This window comes from Lysinibacillus sp. FSL L8-0312, assembly GCF_038003285.1.
In the GTDB taxonomy this organism is placed as follows: domain Bacteria; phylum Bacillota; class Bacilli; order Bacillales_A; family Planococcaceae; genus Lysinibacillus; species Lysinibacillus fusiformis_D.
The window spans coordinates 1,342,507-1,365,881 of the sequence record NZ_JBBOOV010000001.1 but is presented as its reverse complement, the minus strand read 5'-3'; the positions used below and the strand labels follow the sequence as shown (position 1 = coordinate 1,365,881).

Annotated in this window: 16 protein-coding genes; 10 read left to right on the top strand and 6 right to left on the bottom strand. The window is 38.3% G+C overall.

Translation table 11 applies throughout. The features are described 5' to 3' along the window. Nucleotides 1–4 precede the first annotated feature (4 nt). The 4 genes from MHI22_RS06960 to MHI22_RS06945 all read left to right on the top strand — a co-directional run bounded on the left by MHI22_RS06960 (nt 5) and on the right by MHI22_RS06945 (nt 4,904). On the top strand, nt 5–1,552 hold the full coding sequence (locus MHI22_RS06960) for an acyl-CoA carboxylase subunit beta (protein WP_036122848.1): 1,548 nt from the start codon (nt 5–7) through the stop codon (nt 1,550–1,552). Nucleotides 1,553–1,659: 107 nt separating this feature from the next. Beyond that, nucleotides 1,660–2,613 (top strand): hypothetical protein, encoded by a 954-nt coding sequence (locus tag MHI22_RS06955; protein WP_340811477.1) that lies wholly within the window; start codon nt 1,660–1,662, stop codon nt 2,611–2,613. A gap of 661 nt (nt 2,614–3,274) precedes the next feature. Continuing rightward, nucleotides 3,275–4,390 carry a M20/M25/M40 family metallo-hydrolase gene (locus MHI22_RS06950; RefSeq protein WP_089934711.1) on the top strand — a complete coding sequence of 372 codons (1,116 nt, stop codon included), beginning with the start codon at nt 3,275–3,277 and terminating at the stop codon, nt 4,388–4,390. Between the two features lie 25 nt (nt 4,391–4,415). Further along, a complete protein-coding gene (locus MHI22_RS06945; protein WP_036119903.1) occupies nt 4,416–4,904 on the top strand; it encodes a chemotaxis protein CheW in 489 nt (162 codons plus the stop codon). A gap of 330 nt (nt 4,905–5,234) precedes the next feature. On the opposite strand, the gene nspC is transcribed toward MHI22_RS06945, so the two are convergent. The 3 genes from nspC to MHI22_RS06930 form a co-directional block, all read right to left on the bottom strand. Continuing rightward, on the bottom strand, nt 5,235–6,374 hold the full coding sequence (gene nspC, locus MHI22_RS06940; protein ID WP_089934712.1) for a carboxynorspermidine decarboxylase: 1,140 nt from the start codon (nt 6,372–6,374) through the stop codon (nt 5,235–5,237). After that, entirely contained in the window at nt 6,371–7,600 is a 1,230-nt protein-coding gene (locus MHI22_RS06935; protein ID WP_036119909.1) for a saccharopine dehydrogenase family protein, read from the bottom strand. Before MHI22_RS06935 ends, nspC begins: the two co-directional genes overlap by 4 nt. Before the next feature lie 393 nt (nt 7,601–7,993). Continuing rightward, entirely contained in the window at nt 7,994–8,200 is a 207-nt protein-coding gene (locus MHI22_RS06930; RefSeq protein ID WP_036119912.1) for a hypothetical protein, read from the bottom strand. Nucleotides 8,201–8,402: 202 nt separating this feature from the next. Here MHI22_RS06930 and MHI22_RS06925 point away from each other — a divergent pair, with 202 nt between their 5' ends. The 3 genes from MHI22_RS06925 to MHI22_RS06915 all read left to right on the top strand — a co-directional run bounded on the left by MHI22_RS06925 (nt 8,403) and on the right by MHI22_RS06915 (nt 11,702). Beyond that, nucleotides 8,403–10,121, top strand: a complete 1,719-nt coding sequence (locus tag MHI22_RS06925) for a methyl-accepting chemotaxis protein (protein ID WP_340811476.1) — start codon at nt 8,403–8,405, stop codon at nt 10,119–10,121. A gap of 87 nt (nt 10,122–10,208) precedes the next feature. Next, nucleotides 10,209–10,952 (top strand): tetratricopeptide repeat protein, encoded by a 744-nt coding sequence (locus tag MHI22_RS06920; RefSeq protein ID WP_036119916.1) that lies wholly within the window; start codon nt 10,209–10,211, stop codon nt 10,950–10,952. A gap of 117 nt (nt 10,953–11,069) precedes the next feature. Beyond that, a complete protein-coding gene (locus tag MHI22_RS06915; RefSeq protein ID WP_036119920.1) occupies nt 11,070–11,702 on the top strand; it encodes a LysE family translocator in 633 nt (210 codons plus the stop codon). Nucleotides 11,703–11,857: 155 nt separating this feature from the next. Here the strand turns inward: MHI22_RS06915 and MHI22_RS06910 are convergent, their stop codons facing one another. The 3 genes from MHI22_RS06910 to MHI22_RS06900 all read right to left on the bottom strand — a co-directional run bounded on the left by MHI22_RS06910 (nt 11,858) and on the right by MHI22_RS06900 (nt 15,631). Next, the gene (locus tag MHI22_RS06910; RefSeq protein WP_340811474.1) at nt 11,858–13,207 is read right to left on the bottom strand and encodes an IS1182-like element ISBsp5 family transposase; all 1,350 of its coding nucleotides are present in this window, start codon (nt 13,205–13,207) and stop codon (nt 11,858–11,860) included. Nucleotides 13,208–13,500: 293 nt separating this feature from the next. Continuing rightward, the gene (locus MHI22_RS06905; RefSeq protein ID WP_340811472.1) at nt 13,501–14,553 is read right to left on the bottom strand and encodes a Cj0069 family protein; all 1,053 of its coding nucleotides are present in this window, start codon (nt 14,551–14,553) and stop codon (nt 13,501–13,503) included. A 154-nt stretch (nt 14,554–14,707) separates the two neighbouring features. Next, complete coding sequence (locus MHI22_RS06900; RefSeq protein ID WP_271910221.1) at nt 14,708–15,631, bottom strand: DMT family transporter; 924 nt, start codon at nt 15,629–15,631, stop codon at nt 14,708–14,710. Nucleotides 15,632–15,738: 107 nt separating this feature from the next. Here MHI22_RS06900 and MHI22_RS06895 point away from each other — a divergent pair, with 107 nt between their 5' ends. The 3 genes from MHI22_RS06895 to MHI22_RS06885 all read left to right on the top strand — a co-directional run bounded on the left by MHI22_RS06895 (nt 15,739) and on the right by MHI22_RS06885 (nt 23,369). Beyond that, complete coding sequence (locus MHI22_RS06895) at nt 15,739–16,632, top strand: AraC family transcriptional regulator (RefSeq protein WP_036119929.1); 894 nt, start codon at nt 15,739–15,741, stop codon at nt 16,630–16,632. Between the two features lie 99 nt (nt 16,633–16,731). Beyond that, entirely contained in the window at nt 16,732–17,760 is a 1,029-nt protein-coding gene (locus MHI22_RS06890; RefSeq protein ID WP_340811469.1) for a beta-carotene 15,15'-monooxygenase, read from the top strand. 473 nt (nt 17,761–18,233) lie between these two features. Further along, on the top strand, nt 18,234–23,369 hold the full coding sequence (locus MHI22_RS06885) for an ATP-binding protein (protein ID WP_340811467.1): 5,136 nt from the start codon (nt 18,234–18,236) through the stop codon (nt 23,367–23,369). The last annotated feature ends 6 nt before the right edge of the window (nt 23,370–23,375 follow it).

Below are 23,375 nucleotides of genomic sequence, written 5' to 3'. Positions count from 1 at the left end.
CATTATGGATATGTTCGACAAAATCAATGACTTGTATGACCGTAAGACTGTAATTGAACTTGGTGGTGGCTATGAGCGCATCGAAAAACAGCATGAAAAAGGGAAATTAACAGCTCGTGAGCGTATTGATTTGCTACTAGATGAAGGGACATTTTTCGAAATCAACCCATTTATTACTCACCGTACAGTAGACTTTGGGATGGATAAAATGGAAGGCCCTGGTGATGGTGTAGTTACTGGTTTCGGTAAAATTAACGGACGTCCAGTATACTTATTCTCCCAAGATTTCACAGTGTTTGGTGGGGCGCTTGGTGAAATGCATGCCAAAAAAATGGCGACAGTGATGGATCTAGCTGCTAAAAACGGTACACCATTTATCGGTATTAATGATTCAGGTGGTGCACGTATCCAAGAAGGTGTTCTGTCTCTAGATGGCTACGGTCATATTTTCTACCGCAATGCGATTTATTCAGGCGTGATTCCGCAAATTTCTGTTATTATGGGACCTTGTGCTGGTGGAGCGGTTTATTCGCCAGCTATCACAGACTTTATCTTAATGGTGGATAAAACATCTCAAATGTTCATAACAGGACCTAAAGTCATTGAAACTGTAACAGGTGAGAAAATCTCTGCTGAAGATTTAGGTGGTTCAAAAGTAAATAATGCGGTAAGTGGGAATGCTCATTTCCGTGCGCCATCTGAAGAAGAGGCAATTGAAGAAATTAAAAAACTATTAAGCTATTTACCACAAAACAATAAAGAAAAGGCACCTCGACAAGCTCGACCTGAAGGGGATGACTACCGTCCAGAAATCGTGGATACAGTGCCAATCGAAACAACACGTCCATATGATGTTCGCAAAGTAGTTGAGCAGGTAGTGGATGAAGGTTCATTCATGGAAGTACATGCAGAGTTTGCGAAGAACGTAGTAGTTGGTTTTGCACGTATTGCTGGTGAATCAGTAGGGCTTGTTTGTAACCAACCAAAAGTACTTGCTGGTGGATTAGATATTGATTCTTCTGATAAAGCAGCTCGTTTCATCCGTACTTGTGATGCGTACAATATCCCAATTATCACATTTGAAGACGTATCTGGCTTCTTCCCAGGCGTTAAACAAGAGCATGGCGGTATTATTCGACATGGTGCAAAGATTCTTTATGCGTATTCAGAAGCTACAGTACCAAAAATTACAGTGATTTTACGTAAAGCTTATGGAGGCGCTTACGTTGCTTTAAACTCTAAATCAATCGGTGCTGACCTTGTATTTGCATGGCCAAATGCTGAAATTGCTGTTATGGGTGCTGCTGGCGCAGCGAACATCATCTTTGCCCGTGAAATTGCGAAATCAGATGACCCAGAAGCAACACGTGCAGCAAAAATTGAAGAATATAAAGAAAAATTCGCCAACCCGTATGTGGCAGCATCTCGCGGCATGGTAGACGATGTAATCGATCCACGAGATACACGTATGAAGCTGATTCAAGGACTGGATATGCTTTCAAATAAACACGAAACACGTCCTGAGAAAAAGCACGGGAATATTCCTCTATAAAATGAGTACAAGCCTAGTAGCTAATGAGTTGCTAGGTTTTTCATTGCTAAAAAGTGAAACATTTTTTCTTGCCATCCGTACTGATATAGTAAGAGGAGTTGAGATGAATGGAATGGAAGCAATTGCAAACAGAGCAAGAAAAGATTCATGCACAACTAAGAAAGGCATCAAGATTAAACGAGCAAAGCGAATTATTGCATAAGCAGATTCACTATACACAACAGGAAATAGACAAACATACGACAGCCCTCAACCAAATTCGATTAAAACTTGATAAATTGGATGGCTTCTCATTTATGAATATGATTCGTACGTGGACTGGACAACAAGATGAACTACGCGCTGAAAAAATTGATAAAGCAGCAGTTCTTGAATTAAAGATTAGTGAAGCGAAGAAAATGCAAGCGGATTTAACAGAAGATAGTGTTCAAGTAACCAATAAGCTAGCTCAATTTGATGAAATGGCGTTACAACAAGAACTTCAACAAATCTATGCGAAAAAGAAAAAGTACTTACAGCTTCATGATGTTGCTCAGGCAAAGAAGCTAGAGCATTTAGCACATGAGGAAATGGTAACAAAGCAACTCATAACAGAAATTCAAGAGGCTGAGGAAGCGGGGGAAGTAGCTCTAACAAAGCTAGGGCAAGCAGCAGCCTCTCTTCATTCGGCTAGTGGCTATTCCTCCTGGGATACTTTCTTTGGTGGCGGGCTGATTGCCACTCACTTAAAGCATGATGCACTCGATCAGTCAGAAAACTATTTACATCGGGCTCAAATCGCGTTGCAACGTTTTCATAATGAATTATTGGATGTTCATGAGATGTCAACGAAATCGCTGCATGTAGAAACAGATGGGTTTGTGAAGTTTGCTGACTACTTCTTTGATGATATTTTTTCTGCATGGTCTGTCCATTCTAAAATTTCAACAGCAAGAGAACAAGTTTCACGGGTTCAGGACGATGTACATAATACCATTTGGCGCTTACAGGATAAACAAAATAAAGCAAATAACTACCTACAAGCTATAGAAAAAGAAAAAGAGGCTATTGTCAATGCCTAAGGAAAGTCTGAGAATTTTTCATAGTTTTGGAAAATAAAACTACCACAGAACTTTTGTGAAAGATGAAAGTGGATTTCCGTTGCAGGCCGCTTCCTTCGCTACCGCTCCGTTTAGAGGCTCGCCTGTCTCGCTATCCCACGGGAGTCAAGTAGCCCTCCACTCCAATCCATAAAAATATTTCTTTTTAGTAAAGGTTTTCAACTAAAGAGAAGGTATTCACTACTCTTTATGGAGGGGGGTTGTCACACATCACTTCTCCACATTGAAAATAGGAGCCTATCCTTGCTCTAATAAGACAAATAATGAGCTAAGGAAAAGACAATTTTGCACATGGTTGATTGGAGTGGAGCCAGCGTCACTCCTAGGGTATTTAGCGTCATAGAGGAGACCCTGGAGCGAACGCAGTGAGTGAAGCGGGGGCTCATCAGACGCCCACTGGAAAGGACGCTGGCGGAACGGACATCAACCTCTCACCTTGCTAAAGGTTCTTTTTCTGCTATTGGCATCACCTTTTTTCAACAATATGGGAAAGTCTGAGAATTTTTCTCAGACTTTTTAGTTTGGTAGGATTGTTCAATGATTTCAACTCTTCTGACCTTGTGCTAAAATAGTACATATACTATAACGTGGCAAAACACGTAAACTAAGGGAGTTTTACAACATGACAAGTCGTTTAGTAGAAGAGTTTTTTGAGCTCGTTCAAATTGATTCAGAAACAAAACATGAACAAGTAATTGCACCAATTCTTGTAGAAAAATTAACTGCACTTGGTTTTACAGTTATCCAAGACGATGCTCATACGCGTAATGGACATGGAGCAGGTAATATTATTGCTACATTAAAAGGCACATTAGATGTGGAGCCAATTTACTTTACGTCTCATATGGATACAGTTGTTCCAGGGAAAGGTATTAAACCTTCTCTACGTGAAGATGGTTATATCGTATCAGATGGCACGACGATTTTAGGTGCTGACGATAAGGCTGGTCTAGCAGCACTTTTAGAGATGGTAAAATGTTTAAAAGAGCAAAATATTGCACATGGAGATATTGAATTTATTATTACGGCTGGTGAAGAAAGTGGGCTTGTTGGAGCAAAAGAGCTAGATCCAACCATGATTAAGGCGAAATATGGCTTTGCAGTAGACAGTGATGGGAAAGTGGGAGGCATCGTGACTGCAGCACCATTCCAAGCGAAAATTTTTGCGAAGATTATTGGCAAAACGGCACATGCAGGGGTGGCTCCTGAAAAGGGTATTTCCGCTATTACAGTGGCATCAAAATGTATCGCTCAAATGAAGCTAGGTCGTTTAGATGAAGAAACGACTGCAAATATTGGACGTTTTGAGGGTGGACAAGCGACGAATATTGTTTGTGATGAAGTGACAATTTTAGCAGAAGCGCGCTCTATTGACCAAGCTAAATTAGATGCACAAACAAAGCATATGAAGGAAACTTTTGAGCAAGTTTCGGCTTCACTAGGCGCACGTGCTGAAGTAGAAGTGAAGCTGATGTATCCAGGATTCCGTGTAACAGAAACAGATAAAGTAGTTCAAGTAGCCATCGCAGCTGCACGCAATATTGATCGTACACCAACATTAGGTATTTCAGGTGGCGGCTCGGATGCGAATGTGATTGCTGGCTTTGGCATTCCTACCGTTAATCTATCAGTTGGCTATGAAGACATTCATACAACAAATGAAAAAATACCAGTAGAAGAATTAGAAAAATTAGCAGATTTACTTGTAGAAATCGTCAAAGAATCGGCGAAAAACTAACAGTCAAATAGAAGGATGTGACCGCATGGAAAGTGTCAAAGCAGTCGTTTTTGCTTGTGGGACAGAGGAATACGCAGTGCCTGTGGAGCAAGCAATTTCAATTGAAAAATTAGAGCATGTAACACCTATCCCTCATTTACCTAATTATCTTTTAGGCTTTACAAGAATTCGTGGTGAGCTTGTACCTGTTCTTGATTTTGAACGAATATTGTACAACCGCTCATCTAATACAGCAACTGCTCGTATTATTGTTTTAAATACAGACGTGGTTAATTATGGATTACTGGTGACAGAAGCTCGAGAAATTCTTGATTTTGATGATTCAGTACTTCAACAATTGGGCCTTGTTAATTACAGTAAAACACGCTACTTTACGGCTGTAGCTAATCTTGAGAACCGTATGATTACTTATGTCGATCCAAAAATATTGGTCAATTCATTAGATGGCATTCGTGAGATTATCGATTATTTACACAAAATGCTTGAAAATGAAAAAGAAAACGTGGAGGCATAGGCACTCTAAGTTTTCTTAGTGTTGAAAAAACAACACAATCACTAGGATTTTGTGTACGGCGAAAAGGCTTGTCGCTGACGCATTGCTTTCGCGCAGAGCAAAACCTAGGGGCTAGCTATTCCACGGGACTCAAGTAGCCTTGTTGTGACTAATCCCTTCACATTTAAATAAAGGCATAAGATAAAGAAAAGACACCTTTGCAACATGGCGGAAAGGCTATCAACCTCTCGTCTCACCAAATGTTTATGGACATCGTCTTTTTTCATAGGTTGACAATATGGTCATAATAAAAAGCCCTTCCAATTTGCTGGAAGGGCTTTTCGTTTGTTATTAAGACAGTCGACCACTGTAGTCTTCAAATTTAAATTCACGAATGACTTTACTGCCTTCTTCATCGTTATAAGAAACGATAGAAGGTAAGTTGACACCATTAAACATATGGTTTTTAACCATAGAATAATGAGCCATATCTGTAAAGACAAGACGATCGCCTGGTTTTAATGGCTGATCAAATGAATAATCACCAATTACATCACCAGCAAGACATGTAAGTCCGCCTAAGCGATACGTATGCGCGAATTCATTTGCTTGACCAGAACCGATAATCATTGGACGGTACGGCATTTCAAGTACATCAGGCATATGACATGTTGCTGACGTATCTAAAATAGCAAGGTCCATGCCATTTTTTTGAATATCAAGTACTGTAGCGACTAAATAGCCTGTATTAAGTGCTACCGCTTCGCCTGGTTCTAAGTAAACAAGCAGGTTGTATTTTTCTTGAATATAGTTAATGATGTTAACAAGTTTTTCGACATCATAATCTGCACGCGTAATATGGTGGCCACCACCGAAGTTTAACCATTTCATTTGATGTAACACATCACCAAATTTTTCTTCTACTACTTCAATAATACGTTCTAACGTGTCGGAATTTTGTTCACACATCGCATGGAAATGTAAACCATCAATGCCGTCAAGCTGTGATTTATCGAAGTTAGCCAAAGTTGTACCAAGGCGAGAGTTCGTGTAGCAAGGATCGTAAAGTGCTGTTTCAATTTCAGAGTACTCAGGATTCACACGAATACCACATTCAATTGTTTTTCCAGCAGATTTTATTTTCTCTTTGAACTGAGCCCATTGGTTAAATGAGTTAAACACGATGTGATCCACATAGCCTAGAAGCTCGTCCATTTCATGCTCAATATAAGCAGGAGCATAGACGTGTACTTCCTTGCCCATTTTTTCATAGCCTAGACGTGCTTCATGCAAGGAGCTAGCAGTAATACCTGCTAAATATTCCCCAACTAATGGGAATGTTGAATGCATGGAAAAGCCTTTTAGGGCTAGTAAAATGCGGCAGCCTGTACGATCTTGAATTGATTTTAAAAGCTCAAGATTTTTTGTTAATAATCGCTCATCCACTACATAAGAAGGGGATGGAACTTTTGAAAAATCAATTGGTTTCATCGGCTTAATTCCTTTGCATCTAAATCAAGGTCAAGTAATTCTGGGTTATGACTTTCTTGCCATGGTAGACCCCATTTATTTAGTGCATCCATGAATGGATCTGGATTGAAGTCTTCTACATTCCAAACACCTGGTTTACGCCATTCGCCATTCATCACAAGCATAGCACCGATCATAGCTGGTACACCTGTTGTGTAAGAAATCGCTTGTGAACCAACCTCGTTATAGCACTCTTCATGGTCACATACGTTGTAGACATAATACGTTTTTTCTTGCCCATCTTTTAGACCGCGGATGATACAACCGATATTTGTTTTACCTTTTGTACGTGGTCCAAGAGAAGCTGGATCTGGCAATACCGCTTTAAGGAAATGGATTGGTTGAATCATTTGACCTTCAAATTCGATTGGTTCAATAGATGTCATACCAACGTTTTCTAATACTTTTAAGTGTGTTAAGTATTTTTCAGAGAACGTCATCCAGAAGCGGATTTGTTTTAAACCTTTGATATTTTTTGCAAGTGATTCAAGCTCTTCATGGTATAGAAGATAAATATCTTTTGGTCCGATTTCTGGAAGGTTATACACTTCTTTTTTCTCAAGTGGTGCTGTTTCAACCCACTTGCCTTCTTTCCAGTAACGACCATTCGCTGTAATTTCACGAATGTTAATTTCTGGGTTGAAGTTTGTTGCGAAATGGTAGCCATGATCTCCCGCATTCGCATCCACGATATCAATATAGTGAATTTCATCAAATTCATGTTTTTGAGCATGGGCTGTGAAAACGCCTGTTACACCTGGATCAAAACCGCTACCAAGTAATGCAGTTAAGCCGGCTTTTTCAAACTTCTCTTTATAAGCCCATTGCCATTTATATTCAAATTTTGCCGTTTCAGGTGGCTCGTAGTTTGCAGTATCCACATAGTGCACACCTGTCGCTAAGCAAGCATCCATAATCGTTAAGTCCTGATAAGGTAATGCCACGTTAATCACAACATCCGGTCCGAAAGCTTTAATAAGCTCAATAACCTCTTCTGTATTATCCGCGTCTACCTGTGCAGTATGAATTTTTGTTTTTCCGCCGTCTAGTTTTTCTTTTAGAGCGTCACATTTTGAAACAGTTCTACTTGCGATACAAATTTCCTCAAATACGTCCGAATTTTGAACACACTTGTGTACCACAACACTGGCAACTCCGCCAGCTCCGATAATCAATGCTTTACCCAATTGTCTACCCCCAAGTTCATATAAAGTATTGTCAAACAAGCTGATTATACAGAAAATTGATATACTACTCAATCATTGTTTTAAAAATTTCTACAAAAATTTTTATTTTACTACAATAATTAGACGTAATCAGAGGGGAATACCTCGAGAAAGTAGCTAATTGTGTATGAAAAAAACTAATTTATTGAGCTCATTTGTAGATTTTGTTAGATGAAGTTGTTCAAACTAATCTAGCCTCTCATCATAGAATTTCATGTGCTTTATTTTTCTCACCTTTTGAGCTGTACATAAAAAATCCCTTTCACCCTATAAGGTAAAAAGGGATGTACAGCATAATAAAATCAACTGCTTTCAATCGTTTTAGTGTGTCAAAACAGGCTAATTTTATGCTAATTATTTCAAAAAGCGATTGGGTATCTGTTGTTTTTCTTCTCCCCATATATAAAAGAAAACCACAAGTAATGTACTTAAAAACCCCATCACAAGAGCATACGTACTGAGGGCTACATGCACTTGACTTTGCATAGCATAAATAAAAATAGCTCCTATCGTTAACAAATTTCCTGTAACAAGCGATATAAAATGAAAGCGTTTATTCATAGCAAGCCCTCCTATTAGATGATAAGGTAATGCTCCATGATGAAGAGAGTTCGCTTCAATTATCGCATAATTCAGAACTTTTATCCATCGCTTTTATTATATTAGTAATATTAAAGATGCTTTTTAAATACATCTTTTTGTAGTATGATTGAGGAATAATAGGGAATATTCATAGATGATTATTAGAAAGGGGAGAGGATGAATGGTGAAATTACGCAATTCATTAACTTTTCAACTTGGGACGATTATTGCTGGTATTTTAGTGGTGATGCTAGGGATTACGTCGTTCGCTACATACATAACTGCTTACAATAAACTATATGATGCTGCTGGCGTGGAGGCCTATGGTTGTGCCAATATCACAACAGGTTTAATTGATCCAGCATTAATGGACAAGGCCATTCAGGGCGATCAAGATGCACAGGCGCGTATTGGACATGATTTAAACTGGACAACGGGCCATAAGGACATTTTTCAAACGCAATATATTTTAGCACTCGATGGCACATTATTAGCGCTGGATGAACATTTAGCTGAGGAAGGTCTCGCACCTGGCGATTCATTTTATTTAGATAAAGAAGCCATTGATATGTTGCTGACACATAAGCATCCAACATACTCACAGCCCTATAATTTTGCTGGTATGGATCGCTTATCAGGCTATGCACCTATTTTTAAAGACCATGATTCTAGTAAAGAAATCATTGCAATTAGTGTCATCGATTTTGATGCCAATATCGTAAAAGAACGAACGTGGGATGTCGTGCGAAATGGTATCTTAATAAGTATTTTCCCTATGCTTATTGCTTCGATCATTACAGGCTTTTTAATTCGTCGAAAAGTGAAACCGATTAGTGTGCTAATTCAGCAGGCTAAAGAAATTGCGAATGGGAATTTAGCTGTACCTGAAACAAAAATTCATAGTAAGGATGAAGTAGAGGATTTAGCAAATACCTTAAATCGAATGACCGCTAATTTGCAAAATATGATTATGACGATGCGCTCCACTTCTAATACTTTAGCTAATAACTCAGATGAAACCGCTTCCACGTTGCACGATATGAGTAATACGATTCAAGGTGTTGCGAACAATATCGAAGAGGTCACAAGTGCTGTGACGGAAGGGATGCATCATGCTGAAAATGCGACAGATGTTCTGACATCTTTAGCAGAGGACCTTCAAATGATACAGCACAATGCCAATGACAGTGCTGAGAATGCTCGACAAACGATGAAATTAGCAACAGCGGGTGAGCGACTAGCGAAGGATATAAGTAATGATATGGCATTGATTCATAACGGTTCAGGTGAAGTTCGACAAACAGTCGAAAACTTGGTCACATCAGCAACCAAAATACAAACGATTACTACCTCTATTGCTACTATAGCCTCCCAAACGAATTTACTAGCTTTGAATGCTTCCATCGAGGCGGCTAGAGCAGGGGAGCATGGGAAGGGTTTTGCCATTGTTGCTGAGGAAGTACGCAAGCTTGCCGAGCAGTCCAATCAAGAGGTTTTACAAGTCGAACAGCTAATTCAAGACATTATGAAACATGTTCAGCAAGTGATGACATCTACGAATGATAATACGCAATATATCGAAAAAGGCACAGAGACAGTGCGTTTAACCGCGCAATCTTTAGGCAATATTTCCACAGCAGTAGCCATAACGGTAGAAGAAATGATTATGCTTTCTCATGCTATGACCGCTGAAAATGAAAAATCAGCTCGTATTGTTCAAATGATTCAACAATTAACAGAATCCATTAGAGATATAGAAGAAACGATGAATATGATTACGGTAGCAGCACAGCAAACAACAGCAAGTATTGATGAGGTAGCACAAGGTTCTAATGAAACAAATCATATGGCTCATACACTTGAACAGCATGTAAAAGCGTTTAAATTAAAAGAATTGTAGAAAGATTAGGACAAGTTGTCTTTTGCTTCTATTGCGAAGATGGTACACTAGCTATAAGATTTGTCTTTTGTGAAGTGGAGGATTTAAATGGTGGTAAAACAACTGGATGAGCAAGTTCAACAAGTTAATGACTTATTTTTGAGTGGACAGGTAAAGGAAAGCTATCAACTGGCTAAAAGAATAATAATGAATCATGCAGTGGTTGAAGAGGAGGCCTATCAATTCATCCAACAGCATGTGGCCATGCTAGAGGCGAACGGGTATGCGAGTATGCCTCACCCCACTGATGAAAAGGTGAAACAAAGTGTAGAACGCACAGATGGTTCTTATCCAGAACGAGATGTTCTCACGGCTTATATTGGGAGTCAGGATGATGAGCAATTTGGAAAAGTAATCGATGAATTATTAGCAGGGTCTATTGAAGCACAGGCGAATGCTTATTATACAATGGCGGAATACTTTGTTCTTGCTGAAGAACGAGACAAGGCAACAGCACAGTATGCAGAGGCAATCAAATTGCAGCCCAATAAGGCGCTCTATTGGGGAGCTTTTGCCCAGTTTTTGAATCGTCAGGAGGGCAGCCCCTATCTGGCATTACGATTAATTGAAGAAGCTATTCTACTAGATGGGATGAATCCACGTTGGCACTATATTCAAGGCAATATTTTTTTACAGCTAGTAGCAGCGACGAAAAATTTAAGCTATTTACCTGCCTTAGAAGAGGCGTGGAACAAAGCTGAAAAACGGTGTAGCGCTAAGCAAGTTGCATTGAAAATGGATCTTGTAAAGTCACGTGATCTGTTAACACAATGGAAAAAGCAAATGCTATAACGATTAAAAACTGTCTAGCAAAGTATTAATAATTATTTGATTTTAAGTATATTTATGCTATCATAAAAAGATAAACGGACGTATGAAGCTTATCGATTACATGAAAGAAGTGTTTTTTTGAGTTTATATGTAGCGTATGTATTGGTAGGACTTGCCATTGCCATGCCTGTAGGAGCTATTACTGTAGAAATGACAAAGCAAGGACTCAAAAATGGTTTTATGCATGGCTGGGCTGTAGGGCTTGGTGGCATGACCATTGACATTGTATTAGTTTTTGCTTTATACATGGGACTAGCCTCTATTTTGGCTATGCCGATGGTCCAACTTCCTATGTGGATTATTGGAGCAGGCTTTTTATTCTTGTTAGGCTATGATTCTATCAAGAATGCAGACCATGATATTACATTAGCAGGAGAAAAAGTAACCAAATCGTTTTTTGCCTCTTATTTTAATGGCTTATTGGTCGCAATTTCGCCTGGTAATCTTGTATTTTGGGTCAATGTATTTGGTGTAGTGCTAGCTAAATCTTATGGACAAGGACAGCCGACAAACTTTTTAATTATTGCTGCTGGCGTTCTTAGCGGTATTTTACTCCACGACATCGGTTTGCTGACCATTGTGTCAGTCACTCGAAAAGCTATGAACCGTAAGATGATTAAGACATTTACAATTGTTGCAGGATTCTTATTGATTGGTTTTGCTGGTTATTTTATATATGAATTTATTCAAGCAATTAAGATTTATATATGAAAAGTGCGATCTTCTAGATCGCACTTGAGACTGTAGACAAAAGCCCATCGAGAAGTTCACTCTCGATGGTTTTTGTCATTTTTCTTCCTATTTTATTTTTAACATTTGGTAATATACTACCAAATTCAACATACTCTTCGAGCTTAGTTGCTCTCTTAAGCTACTTGCCACGTCCAAGTAGCCAGTTTCTTCAAATTCATGGCAGCAAAAGTAAGCATCGCCTGCATGGACAATTTTTTTAGACCTCTTAAGGTTGTCCATCGCATACCATGCTTTTCTTTTGCATCGGCAAAGACACGCTCAATCGTTTCTTTGCGCTTTGCATAAATTTGTTTGATGTCATAGGAATGGCGTAAATGTTCAGCTTCCTCCACATACGACTCCCAAATATGGCGTTGAATGAGTTTTTGATGATGCTTACTTTCTGTACATTGGGAAAGGCTTGGACACTTCGCACAAATCAAAGGATTCGATTTATATTGGCGATATCCTTCCTTCGTCGTTGTCGCATACTTCAATATCTGCCCTTGTGGGCAAAGATAACAATTATAGTGCTCGTCATATGTGTACTCGTGCTTTCGGAAGAATCCATCTTTCGTTTTAGGACGTGTATACGGAAGAACAGGCAACATTTGATTCTCTAACAAAAAGTTCGTAATCGCTGGTGTTTTATAGGCTGCATCTGCCGCAACAGCGATTGGTTTTTGAACGTTTTGAATGACCCTTTCAACAAGTGGCTGTAATACATGGCTATCGTGCACATTTCCCGGAGTCACAATGGCACCTAAGACAAAGCCTTTTTCGTCTGTGGCTGCATGGAAAGAATACGCAAACTGTTTCGTACGTTCATCCTTCACGTAATAGCCACTTTCAGGATCTGTCGTGCTTTCCTTTATTTCTTTCCATTCTTCCTTTTCAAATTTCTCCGGGGGAAAGGGCTTTTTTCCGTGTTCTTCACGATCCATATTTAACTCTAATTGAAGTTTTTCTTCATAAGCCCGTGTTTCTTTTCGCACGACCTTTTTATCATACTTCCGTTTATTCGCACTCGCTTTCACATGCGTAGAATCGATAAATAAATGGTCTGCATGGAGGAGTCCTTGATGCATAATCTCTTTTAAAATACGATAGAATATCTGTTCAAATATATCAGTGTCTTGAAAGCGACGGGCATAATTTTTACCGAAGGTAGAGAAATGCGGGACTTCTGTATGGAAGCCAAATCCTAAAAACCAGCGATACGCCATATTCGTTTCAATTTCTTTGATGGTTTGACGCATGGAGCGAATGCCAAAAACATATTGAATAAACGTCATTTTGAAGAGAACGACAGGATCAATACTTGGACGCCCATTAGGTGAATAGAGATGTTCTACTAAAGGATAGATAAATGAAAAATCAATAGCAGCCTCTAGTTTTCGCACTAAATGATCGTTGGGAACTAATTGATCAATCGTTAACATTTCTAATTGTTCACGTTCATTGGTTTGATTCTTCGTCATCATGGTTGATCACCTCAAAAGTTTACTTTTCAACACCCTATGTAGATAGAGTATTTTATATAGAAGTTGATTGGAACGAAGGGCGGCGACTCCTGCGGGAAAAGCGGGAAAGTCGAGATCCTGGACTGAGCGAAGCGAGGGAAGCAGCTCGACCCCGCCCGCGGAAAGCGTCCGCCCGTAGTGGAAATCAACGGCTTTACTTTATTTTATTGTAAAAGAAAAAAGACTGTAGGCAAACTCAAAATTCAGCGAGTTTGTCTACAGTCTGAAGTGCGATCTTCTAGATCGCACTTTTTTTATGGTACCATCAGTGCTGCTTGATGCTCATGGATACAGGCGATAATTTCTTCCGCTACTTCATGCGCTAGCGATAGTTCTGAAGTAAAGCCCACACAGGAGCAATTCATTTCACCTAAAATATAACCATCTTCTCCAGCCTCATTCGTATCTAACATAAAGTCAGCCGTCCAAATCAATGGTAAATCATAATTGCCTAATAGGTTCGTCACTTGTGGGAGTTGTGCTAAAAAATTTTGTACGAGCTCTTGCCAATCTGCAGGCTGGTCATAGCGATATTGGGCACCTGAGAAGAGTGTGGCGCTAAAGGCATCCTCAGTATCTGCCGGTTTTTTATGTACTACATAAATAGGGCGGTTTCTCAACATGAATAAGCGAATTTCACCTTCTGTAATTCGCGGAAGAAATCGCATATCGATTAACATACCATTCGTCCCTGTAATATACTGCTCACAAAATGTCATGAACTCGCCAAGCTGCCAATATTCAACATGATTATCTTTCGCTTCTGTACATTTGATTTGTGCATCAAGTGGTACTTCAGTGATGCCCTTGGCAAGCGGATTCATCAATTGTACACGCCAAATACCTTCACCCGTTGAACCACGATTTTGCTTCAGAACACGTTCTGTCGAAGCTAAGGAGATAGGGAATTGCGTTTTGAATGCTTCTATAGTGTAGTAGGCATATGTATCATCAGGTACTAAATTCGTTGATGTAAGCTTTGATAGAGCATCTTTCGAGCCGTAGCTAATCATCGCATCAGGATGTGGCATTCCGATAATTCCAGCCTGGCACAGCTCTCGTAGCATGGTAAAATACGCTTCCTCATGCTGTAAGTTACCAGGGTTTATACGCGATACATAGGCAACACCATGTTCCTTCACATAGTCAAAGATTTGCTGTTTTTTTGTGACATCAAAAAATAGCACCTCTGCATCTTGCCCACGTTCCTTTAGGGCATCCACCATCGGTAGGGTGTCTGGGCGATAGCCGTCGGGTCCTTTATCTGTGCCACCCTCAACCTCGAAAAAAATAACTTTTTTATCCATAAAAATACCTCCTTTTGTCTGCTATTAAATTCAGTATAGTAGACAAATCAGGAAAAAAGATAGATGAAATATGTAAATTTTATGTATAAATTTATATATTACTAGTCCTGTTTTAGGAGGTATTTACTATTGTTTTCGGGACATTTTGAATAAGTTACGCTTCAACCTGTTTTTTCTGAAAGACTGTGAGGTATAAAATCATAAGAAGAATGAGTAATGTGCCTATAAACTGATAGCCCCCAAAGGTAATTTTTAACCACCAGACACTCGTAATAACAGCCATTAATGGTTCAAGGCTTCCTAGTAAGCTTGACTCCTTAGGGGAGAGATAGTGCAAACTAGCAATATAAAACCAAAAAGCGAGCATTGTGCCAAAAATAATGATAAAGAGAAAATAAGCAACAGTGGAAAAGGTCCAATTTGATACATCAATCGCCCAAGGTGGATGGAAAATACTCATTACTGCCCCACCGATAATCATTGACCAGCCAACAACTAGTAATGAATGAAATTGTTGCAAAAGTGGAATCGCATAGAGAGTATAAAAGGCAACTGAAAGCCCTGATAACACGCCCCACAGCACAGCCATAAAAGGAACTGATAAGGTTGAAACGGAGCCATTTGTTAATAATAAAAATGTTCCTACAAGTGTAAGTGTGACGGCAATCCCATCTTGTTTTGTCAATGGATTTTGCCTCGTTAGTAAAAAATAAGCCATGATAAACAGCGGTGCTAAATATTGTAATAAGGTGGCTACTGCAGAATTACCAATCGCGATAGACATCATATAGGTATATTGGACAGCGAGCATGCCGAGTAAACTAAATAAAATTTGTTTAAAAGCATTCTGTTTCGTGCGCCATATGACAAAAATTGAGTCATGACGGTAGGTTATTTTATAAATAGCTAGTAGCAGTAGGCCAGCCAAAAGTAGCCGACTAGATACAAGCCAGCCCACTTCTATATCGTCTTGTTGGAATAACTTTTGGGCAACGGTCCCACCTATTCCCCAAAAACTTGCCCCTAATATAACAAGTAGGAAGCCCATGGTACGATTTCTTTGGATGATTTGATTCATTTGTTCACATCTCCTAAACTATCAATATAAGGTGATTATAAAGGAGAGAATTGTAAATAAATATCGATTTAATCGTATAAAAATATCAATATATTGAGGTGTTAAGGATGCCGTTGACGCATATTAAAATAGCAAAGGATTTACAAGAATTAACGCTGCACGGGACAAAAGAATTTCCCGTTGCCTTGTATGAAACGGTCATGCAATTAGAGAGGTTGGATTTCCTACCACTCCATTGGCATAAGGAAATTCAATTTGTTTATTTAAAAAGTGGACGAGCTCAGTATCGAGTAGGGGGAGATGCATTTATTTTAGAACAAGGGGAGGGGCTCTTTATCAATGCCTCGGTATTGCATGAAGCGAAGCCTTATGAAATTGAACAAGCTTTGATTTATTGTGTCAATGTGGACCCAATGCTGATAGCTGGTCATGAGGGCAGTATCTTTGCCCCAAAATATGTTGAGCCTTATATCACAAAAAATCGAGTGCCTTATGTCAAGCTGACGGGGGAGTTAGCACAGAAAATAGCATCGATTGCAGCATTGATGCGGGAACAAGACGTATTTTTTGAATTAAAGTTTTGGAGAGAGCTCCTATTCATTTGGGAATCGATGCTAACTCAATCCTTGCTGACAGAAGAAATGATGGATCAATCCTCCATCGTACAGCATGAACGAGCAAAAGTAATGTTGGATTTTTTACATGCACATTATCAACAAAAAGTAACGTTAGAAGATTTAGCAAGTCATGTCTATATAAGTCGCGCCGAATGCAGTCGCTTTTTTAAGAAAATAGTGGGTATGACGCCGTTTAGCTATTTATTACAATACCGACTGCGCAAAAGCATAGAATTATTGCGGAATGGTGAGCTATCTATAACCGAAATAGCTGGTGATACAGGTTTTAGTACGGTCAGTTACTATATCGAAAAATTTAAAGAATACACTGGCTACTCGCCACATGTTTACCGTAAAAAATTTCTAAGTGTGAAAAATAATTGAACATGTTTGGAAAAAGATCATCTTTTATACTCAAAATATATACAAAATTAACCATTTGAAATAAAGTAAAATTAGCAATAAGGAGGGGGATAGGGAAGGATGGTTTTAAAAAGTAAGCAAAATATATGGCTAGGCTTGTTATTAATCGTGTTAGCCAGCAATTATACACTCTATAACACTGGATTGGGTGTATCCATTTTACCAATCGAAACGAATGGGGTTGTCATGGGGTCATTGATCGACTTTATTGTGGTGATGCCCGTATTATGGATGCTTTATAAAGGAAGGTTTTCGTTCAAGCACGCCATTTTATTAGCCGCATCAGGCTGTATTGCCGCACGCTTTATGATTCCCATGGAGCATCTTCAGCCATTTGTGGCTGTGACATGGGCAGGTTTTGTGATGGAATCAGTTATTATTTTATTAGAAATTGTCGTACTAGCAACACTCGTGCGCTATTTGCCCCAAATCCTGATGGAAGTGCGTAGGAGTTCATTGCCAGATCTCTTTTCATTTTCAAAAGCTGTAGAAAATCATGTACCCAAGCATGCTATCATTCAGATGATTTGTGCGGATATGCTAGTGCTATATTATGGTTTTGCAAGTTGGAAAAGACAAGAACGTCAGGGCTTAACTTTACATAAAAATTCGAGCTACATCGCTTTTCAGCTCATGATTATTCATGGCATTGCCATTGAAACGATTGGTATTCACTGGTGGCTACACGAAAAATCAATAGTACTTTCCATTGTTTTGCTCCTTTTTAATATGTATTCAGTGATTTTCTTTTTAGCGGATATGCAGGCCATTCGTTTAAATCCTGTTTACGTAACAAATGATACATTGTATTTATCTCTTGGACTAATGAAACGAACTGCCATTCCATTTGCTCAAATTGCAGCAATCGTGGAAGATAAGGAGCAGCTAGAAGGAAAATTATCAAAAGATACGATTGATTTTATAGCCCGTGATTTTGCTGAAGCCTACCCACAATTCATTTTGAAAATGAAAGAGCCTGTAGAAGTGACATTTATGCTAGGAATAAAAAAGCGCTATTATCAAGTAGCCATCAAGGCTGATCAAGTACAAGAGTTTAGACAAATGCTTGAACAAGGAATAACAAAATAACTATCCTAAAACGGGTGCTCCTAATATGCGTGCACCCGTTTTATGAATCGCTCAAAGTAAGTCTGTAAAAGTAAGATGTTCCATTCTATAAAGATGGCTTATGTATAGCCTGTAAAAATAATAATATTATTTAACCAAATTTTAACCTTCGTTTTTTATAGTATTTCATATACAAAAGTAGGAGGAAAGGGAATGTAAAGGTCGTGTCCAAACTAGATAGAGCTTTGTGAAATTTTCTGAGTATTGAATAAAAGGTGAAGAACCTTCAATAGAAAAATAGTATAATTAGCTTATACACTAATATACAATTTCTGGATGTATCTTAAAGATTTACATTCTTGTATACCTCATTTTAATGTGCTTGAAAAACAACCTCGATTTTTGGCATAAATGTATAAATAGTGATTTAGTTTCGTTGGAATTCTAATTAACAAATGAAGGTAGTATAACTAGATAGAAGAGGGGGTTCGTTTGTGAATGATTGTATCCTTTTGCAGTCTAATCAAGATTGGCACTTACAAAGAATGTATATGAAGAAATTTAACAATCTGGTACTCGTAAAAAGTATTCATCAAAATTCTGCTGAGACAAGAGCCAAACTGCAATATGAATTTACCTTGTTTTCCAATGAGCAAAATCCTTGGCTATTGAAGCCGATTGCTATGGATTATATAGATAAACAATATGCGATTATCTATGAAAATTTTAATGGTGTGCCCCTAAAGCAACTCGGAAATAACCTTATTTCTTTACATCAATTTCTACTAATAGCGATTGAGCTTGTGAATATTTGTATTAAAATGCAACAAAGTAATTTACTTTATTTGCACCTTCATCCTGATCAAATATTAATCAATCCAAATTCGTTCAAAATAAAATTATTAAGCTCCGAGTTTAGTTCGAAATATGATGCAGAATCGCCAGTTGTAATTGAAAATCCCTATGAAAGACGGGATCAGTTACCTTATTATGCACCTGAACAGACGGGCAGACTTCATTTAGATGTGGATTATCGTACGGATTTATATGCACTTGGTATGATTTTTTACGAAATATTGGGCGGTCAATTACCTTTTCAAGCAAAGGATGCTGTAGATTTAATTTACGAAATCTTAACCAAAAAGCCAGAATCCTTGATGAACCTTCAAAATAGTTGTCATCCTCTCCTTTGGAAGATTATTGACAAGCTTTTAGCTAAAAATCCGGTTGATCGTTATCAAAGTGCAATGGGTTTGAAAGAGGATTTGCTCTTTATCCAACATAGACTTACGGCAAATAAATCACTTGACGACTTCCCACTAGGTCAACAGGATTTACAGTTGAATTCGGGATTGTCTACTAAGCTTTACGGCAGAGAAGAGCAATTTGCAGAGCTTTCCTCTCACTTTTATCAGGTCACAAAAGGTGATAAAAAAATGGTCACTATTTCAGGGCAAGCAGGATATGGAAAATCCAAGCTAGTACAAGAGCTGAAGGGTGAAATTGCGGCGGCAAAGGGCTATTTTATTGCAACGAAGTATGAGCAATTACAATTAGAAAATGACTATACCATTGTGGTTCATCCGTTAAGAAATTTATTGAAATTGGTTTATATGGAAGGTGAAAAATCCGTACAATTATGGAAAAAATTATTCCGGGAAGTCAAATTAGTTGTGACAGATGAGCTTATTCATTTATTACCTGAACTCAAATGGTTTGTGAAGGAAGAAGTAGGCTTTCAAAAGGAGGTTCGTCAAAATACAAAACAGCTCCATTCCTATACGTTTATTTCGATTCAAAAAATTTTATTAACATTTGCAATGCAAAAGAAACCGGTTGTATGGTTTGTTGATGATTTGCACTGGGCCAATCAGAGTACGCTTGAAATTATGGCACAAATTTATGAGCAGCAACGAGCGGGGTACTTTATGATGATTGGGACATTCCGAGTGAATGAGGACAGCACAGAGAAAAAAAGTGAGCAAAAAACCACTGTTTTTTCCAATTGTCACCATATTCCTTTACCCCTTCTTCAGGAACAACATGTGCAGCAATGGCTTGAGGCATCTTTCAATGCTCAGCCGCAAACGATACAGGTCATTGCTAAACAATTATTTAATTTGACCAAAGGGAATCCACTCTTTGTAAAAGAAGCGTACCGTTCACTCCAGCAAGATAACACGATTTATTTTAATACGACAACAAAAGAGTGGCAGTTTAATCGTCAGAAATTCAATTTATCTCGTTTAAATAACGAGCTACTTGCTTTCATTGAGAATAGAATGGCTAATTTAACGACCGATGTCCATGCTATTTTACGACTTGTCGCATGTTTTGGTCAGCGTTTTGAATTTAGTGATGTCTTAAAGCTTGTCTCCCTACCTGCTCAAACATTATTGAAATATTTAGAAACACTTGTGGAAAATGGTTTTATTATTCCGTTAGATGCACATTATAAATGGGCGAGTACATTTGAACATGAAGGAATTTTGCATACATTTTCGACAAAATTCCAATTTGTCCATGATCGTATTCAGCAAGTAGCCTATCAAGAAATTCCGTTACAAAAGCGCATCAAGCTGCATTATCAAATTGGCCAATTACTAACTGAGAATTCTCCAACGATTGCAGACCATGATCGTTTAAACGAAATGGTTATGCATTTTAATTACAGCCGGCAATTATTGACGAGGGAAGAAAAACAGAAGTTGGCTCTCTGGAATTATCAACTAGGAATAGAGGCTAAAAGAATAGGGTTGTTTGATAATGCGCTTAAATTTTTTACAACTAGTAAAGAACTATTAACACCGGATCATTGGATAACTAGGAGAGAACTGTCTGTTAAATTATATGCGAACTTAGGAGAATGTGAATATATTGCAGGGCACTATGAACGCTCTGAAATACATTTAACAGAAGCTTTGCAGCATTCAGAGACAGTGTTAGAAAAGTTGATGATTAATAATTTAAAAACGATATTATATATTGAATCTGATAATCCTAGTATTGGTCTAGAAGCAGGCTTGGCGGGGTTACAAGTTGCAAATTTGAAAATTACGGCAGCTCCTAAAAAATCACAGCTTCTCAAAGAATATCTATTATTAAAATTAGCATTGCGACATATGTCTGACCAGGATTTATTGCAACAATCTGCAACAAATAGTAAGGAAATTGATCTATTAATTCATTTAATTATTAATATGACGGCAAGTGCTTTCCTGTTAAATCCTAACTTAACGGGCATTCTTTTAATGAAAGGCATGCGCCTACAGTTGAAGTATGGTACGACACCGAAAAGTGCCATGGTATTGATTAATTATGCCATGCTTTTAAATGCGGGATTTGGCAATATAAAAGAAGCTGCTCGCTTTGGAAAACTGGCCATCACCGTTGCCGATACGCAAGAGAGTATTTATATCAAAGGACATACTTATTATGTGTATGGGGTGTTTATCAGCCATTGGACAGAGCCGTATGAAGCCAGCATTCAATATATTAACGAGGCTCAACAAAAAAGCCAAGAGCTCGGCTTATATCATTTAGTATCCTCAGCCTCTTGTTTTATTGTCGCTATTCGACTTATTCAGGGGGCTTCCATTCAAGATTTACAGCAGGAAATTAGGCGACAACAAGATGAATTTTCCATACATGCAAGTACTTTATCGATTGATTTTTTAGCTGAAATGGGAGGATGGATGAATGCTCTGCACGATCCACATCATCCTGTACATTGGGGGTACTCCTTTACGATACAGGATCAACCTGCTATTAAAATCATGCATTATTCAGTACGTTTACAAATGTCCTTTTTATTAGGCGATGAAAAGCAAGGAAAAGCGATTTTGATATACTTAAAGGAATTAAGTAAAGAAACCTATACATTACCGATTTCTACCGTTTATTATTTTTATCGGGCTATGTGGCAATTTCATTTTCTGCAGCGCCTCAATGGTGAAGCACAAGAGCGACGCTTATATTTATCTGACATACAGCAAAGCATAAAAAAATTTAAAAAATGGGCCAGTTATTCTCCTGCCAATTACGAGCATCTCTATATCTTATTAATGGCAGAAAATTACCGTTTCAACAACAAAGAAAAAGATGCTGAGCTCTATTATGACCGAGCTATACAATTAGCAAAAATGAATGGCTTTATCCAAGATGTGGCACTTGCTTATGAACGAGCAGCAGACTATTATCGCGCCAAACAGCAAATGAAAACAGCAAGACACTATATATTAAATGGTATTCAAAGCATGCAAGCATGGGGAGCCGAAACGATTGCTAGAAGATGGGAAAGTGATTATCAAGTAAATCGCCAACCAGAAAGTCAGCGTAGACAATCACTCACGTTTGATATGATGACTGTATTTGAGACGACCCAATCTTTTGCAACAGCCATTCGCATGGAGGATCTCCTGCATAACATATTGTTTTCCCTGTTAAAGCATGTAGGGGCAGATAGTGGTTACTTTATTCATAAACAGCAGCAGCAACTACTGGTGTTGGCAAAGGCAGAAGCTGCGGAAAATGCCTTTACGCTGTATGAGCAACAAAAAATAGAGGACTTTAGTGCGAATATGCAGTCTATTATACGCTATGTTCTTAAAAGCAAAGAACATGTGATTATTCAAAATGCTCAAAAGACACAGCATCCTCTTTTATCTTATTCAACGGCGAAATCTATTCTTTGCTTACCGATTGTTCATCAAAATGAAATTATTTCGATTTTATATTTTGAGAATACGTTGCTGACAAATGCCTTCCATCCATCTCATGTCCAGCTTCTGAAAGTCATAGCTGCTCAAATTGCCGTATCTTTTGAAAATGCCAAAATATATGGGGATTTAGAAAAGCGAGTACAGCTACGTACAAAGGAATTGGATGAAACCAATCGGCACTTGAAAAAAATGAATGAACGTTTAGAAAAAAATGAACTGGAACGCAAAAAACTTTTGCATAGTATTTCTCATGAGCTACGTTCCCCACTAACCTCTACTTTAGGATATATAGAATTGATGCTTGAGGGCGTTATCGTGGAGGAAGCGGCTAAAGAGAAATACTTACTAAGAAGTAAGGAAAGGCTACTATCATTAAACAGCTTAATTCAAGACTTGTTTGATTTAGCGAATCTAGAAGCGGGTAGAGCAGAATTTTCTTATACAGAGGTAAAGGCAAAGGAATTATATCAAAAAATGGCAAATCGATATAAGGATGACATCAAACGGTCAGGATTAACCTATAGTGCTCACTTTTATGGTCATCAGGAAGCACAGCTACTGATTGATGAGACAAGAATCAACCAGGTGATTGAAAATATGATGACTAATGCGATGAAATATACATCAAGTGGTGGTATTCAATTGTCCATGCATGTGGAGGACAAGCATTTGATTTGTTCGATAGCCGATAGTGGTGTTGGTATTGCTGAGAGGGATTTACCTTTTATCTTTGATAGCTATTATCGAGCTACCCATATCCATGAACCCGATTCACATGGGATCGGATTAGCCATTTGTAAGCAAATTGTGCACCAGCATAATGGCGAAATTTTTGTTGAAAGCATTGAAAATGAAGGAAGCATATTTAGCTTTACATTACCATTAGCGAAAGTATTGGTAAATAGTTAACAAGAG

Excerpts from the sequence above, each read along its gene's own strand:
- MHI22_RS06905 (WP_340811472.1), bottom strand. The coding sequence starts at position 14,553 with ATGGATAAAAAAGTTATTTTTTTCGAGGTTGAGGGTGGCACAGATAAA.
- MHI22_RS06895 (WP_036119929.1), top strand. The coding sequence starts at position 15,739 with ATGCCGTTGACGCATATTAAAATAGCAAAGGATTTACAAGAATTAACG.
- MHI22_RS06950 (WP_089934711.1), top strand. The coding sequence starts at position 3,275 with ATGACAAGTCGTTTAGTAGAAGAGTTTTTTGAGCTCGTTCAAATTGAT.
- MHI22_RS06930 (WP_036119912.1), bottom strand. The coding sequence starts at position 8,200 with ATGAATAAACGCTTTCATTTTATATCGCTTGTTACAGGAAATTTGTTA.
- MHI22_RS06910 (WP_340811474.1), bottom strand. The coding sequence starts at position 13,207 with ATGATGACGAAGAATCAAACCAATGAACGTGAACAATTAGAAATGTTA.
- MHI22_RS06890 (WP_340811469.1), top strand. The coding sequence starts at position 16,732 with ATGGTTTTAAAAAGTAAGCAAAATATATGGCTAGGCTTGTTATTAATC.
- MHI22_RS06920 (WP_036119916.1), top strand. The coding sequence starts at position 10,209 with ATGGTGGTAAAACAACTGGATGAGCAAGTTCAACAAGTTAATGACTTA.
- MHI22_RS06960 (WP_036122848.1), top strand. The coding sequence starts at position 5 with ATGGATATGTTCGACAAAATCAATGACTTGTATGACCGTAAGACTGTA.
- MHI22_RS06955 (WP_340811477.1), top strand. The coding sequence starts at position 1,660 with ATGGAATGGAAGCAATTGCAAACAGAGCAAGAAAAGATTCATGCACAA.
- nspC (WP_089934712.1), bottom strand. The coding sequence starts at position 6,374 with ATGAAACCAATTGATTTTTCAAAAGTTCCATCCCCTTCTTATGTAGTG.
- MHI22_RS06945 (WP_036119903.1), top strand. The coding sequence starts at position 4,416 with ATGGAAAGTGTCAAAGCAGTCGTTTTTGCTTGTGGGACAGAGGAATAC.
- MHI22_RS06925 (WP_340811476.1), top strand. The coding sequence starts at position 8,403 with ATGGTGAAATTACGCAATTCATTAACTTTTCAACTTGGGACGATTATT.
- MHI22_RS06900 (WP_271910221.1), bottom strand. The coding sequence starts at position 15,631 with ATGAATCAAATCATCCAAAGAAATCGTACCATGGGCTTCCTACTTGTT.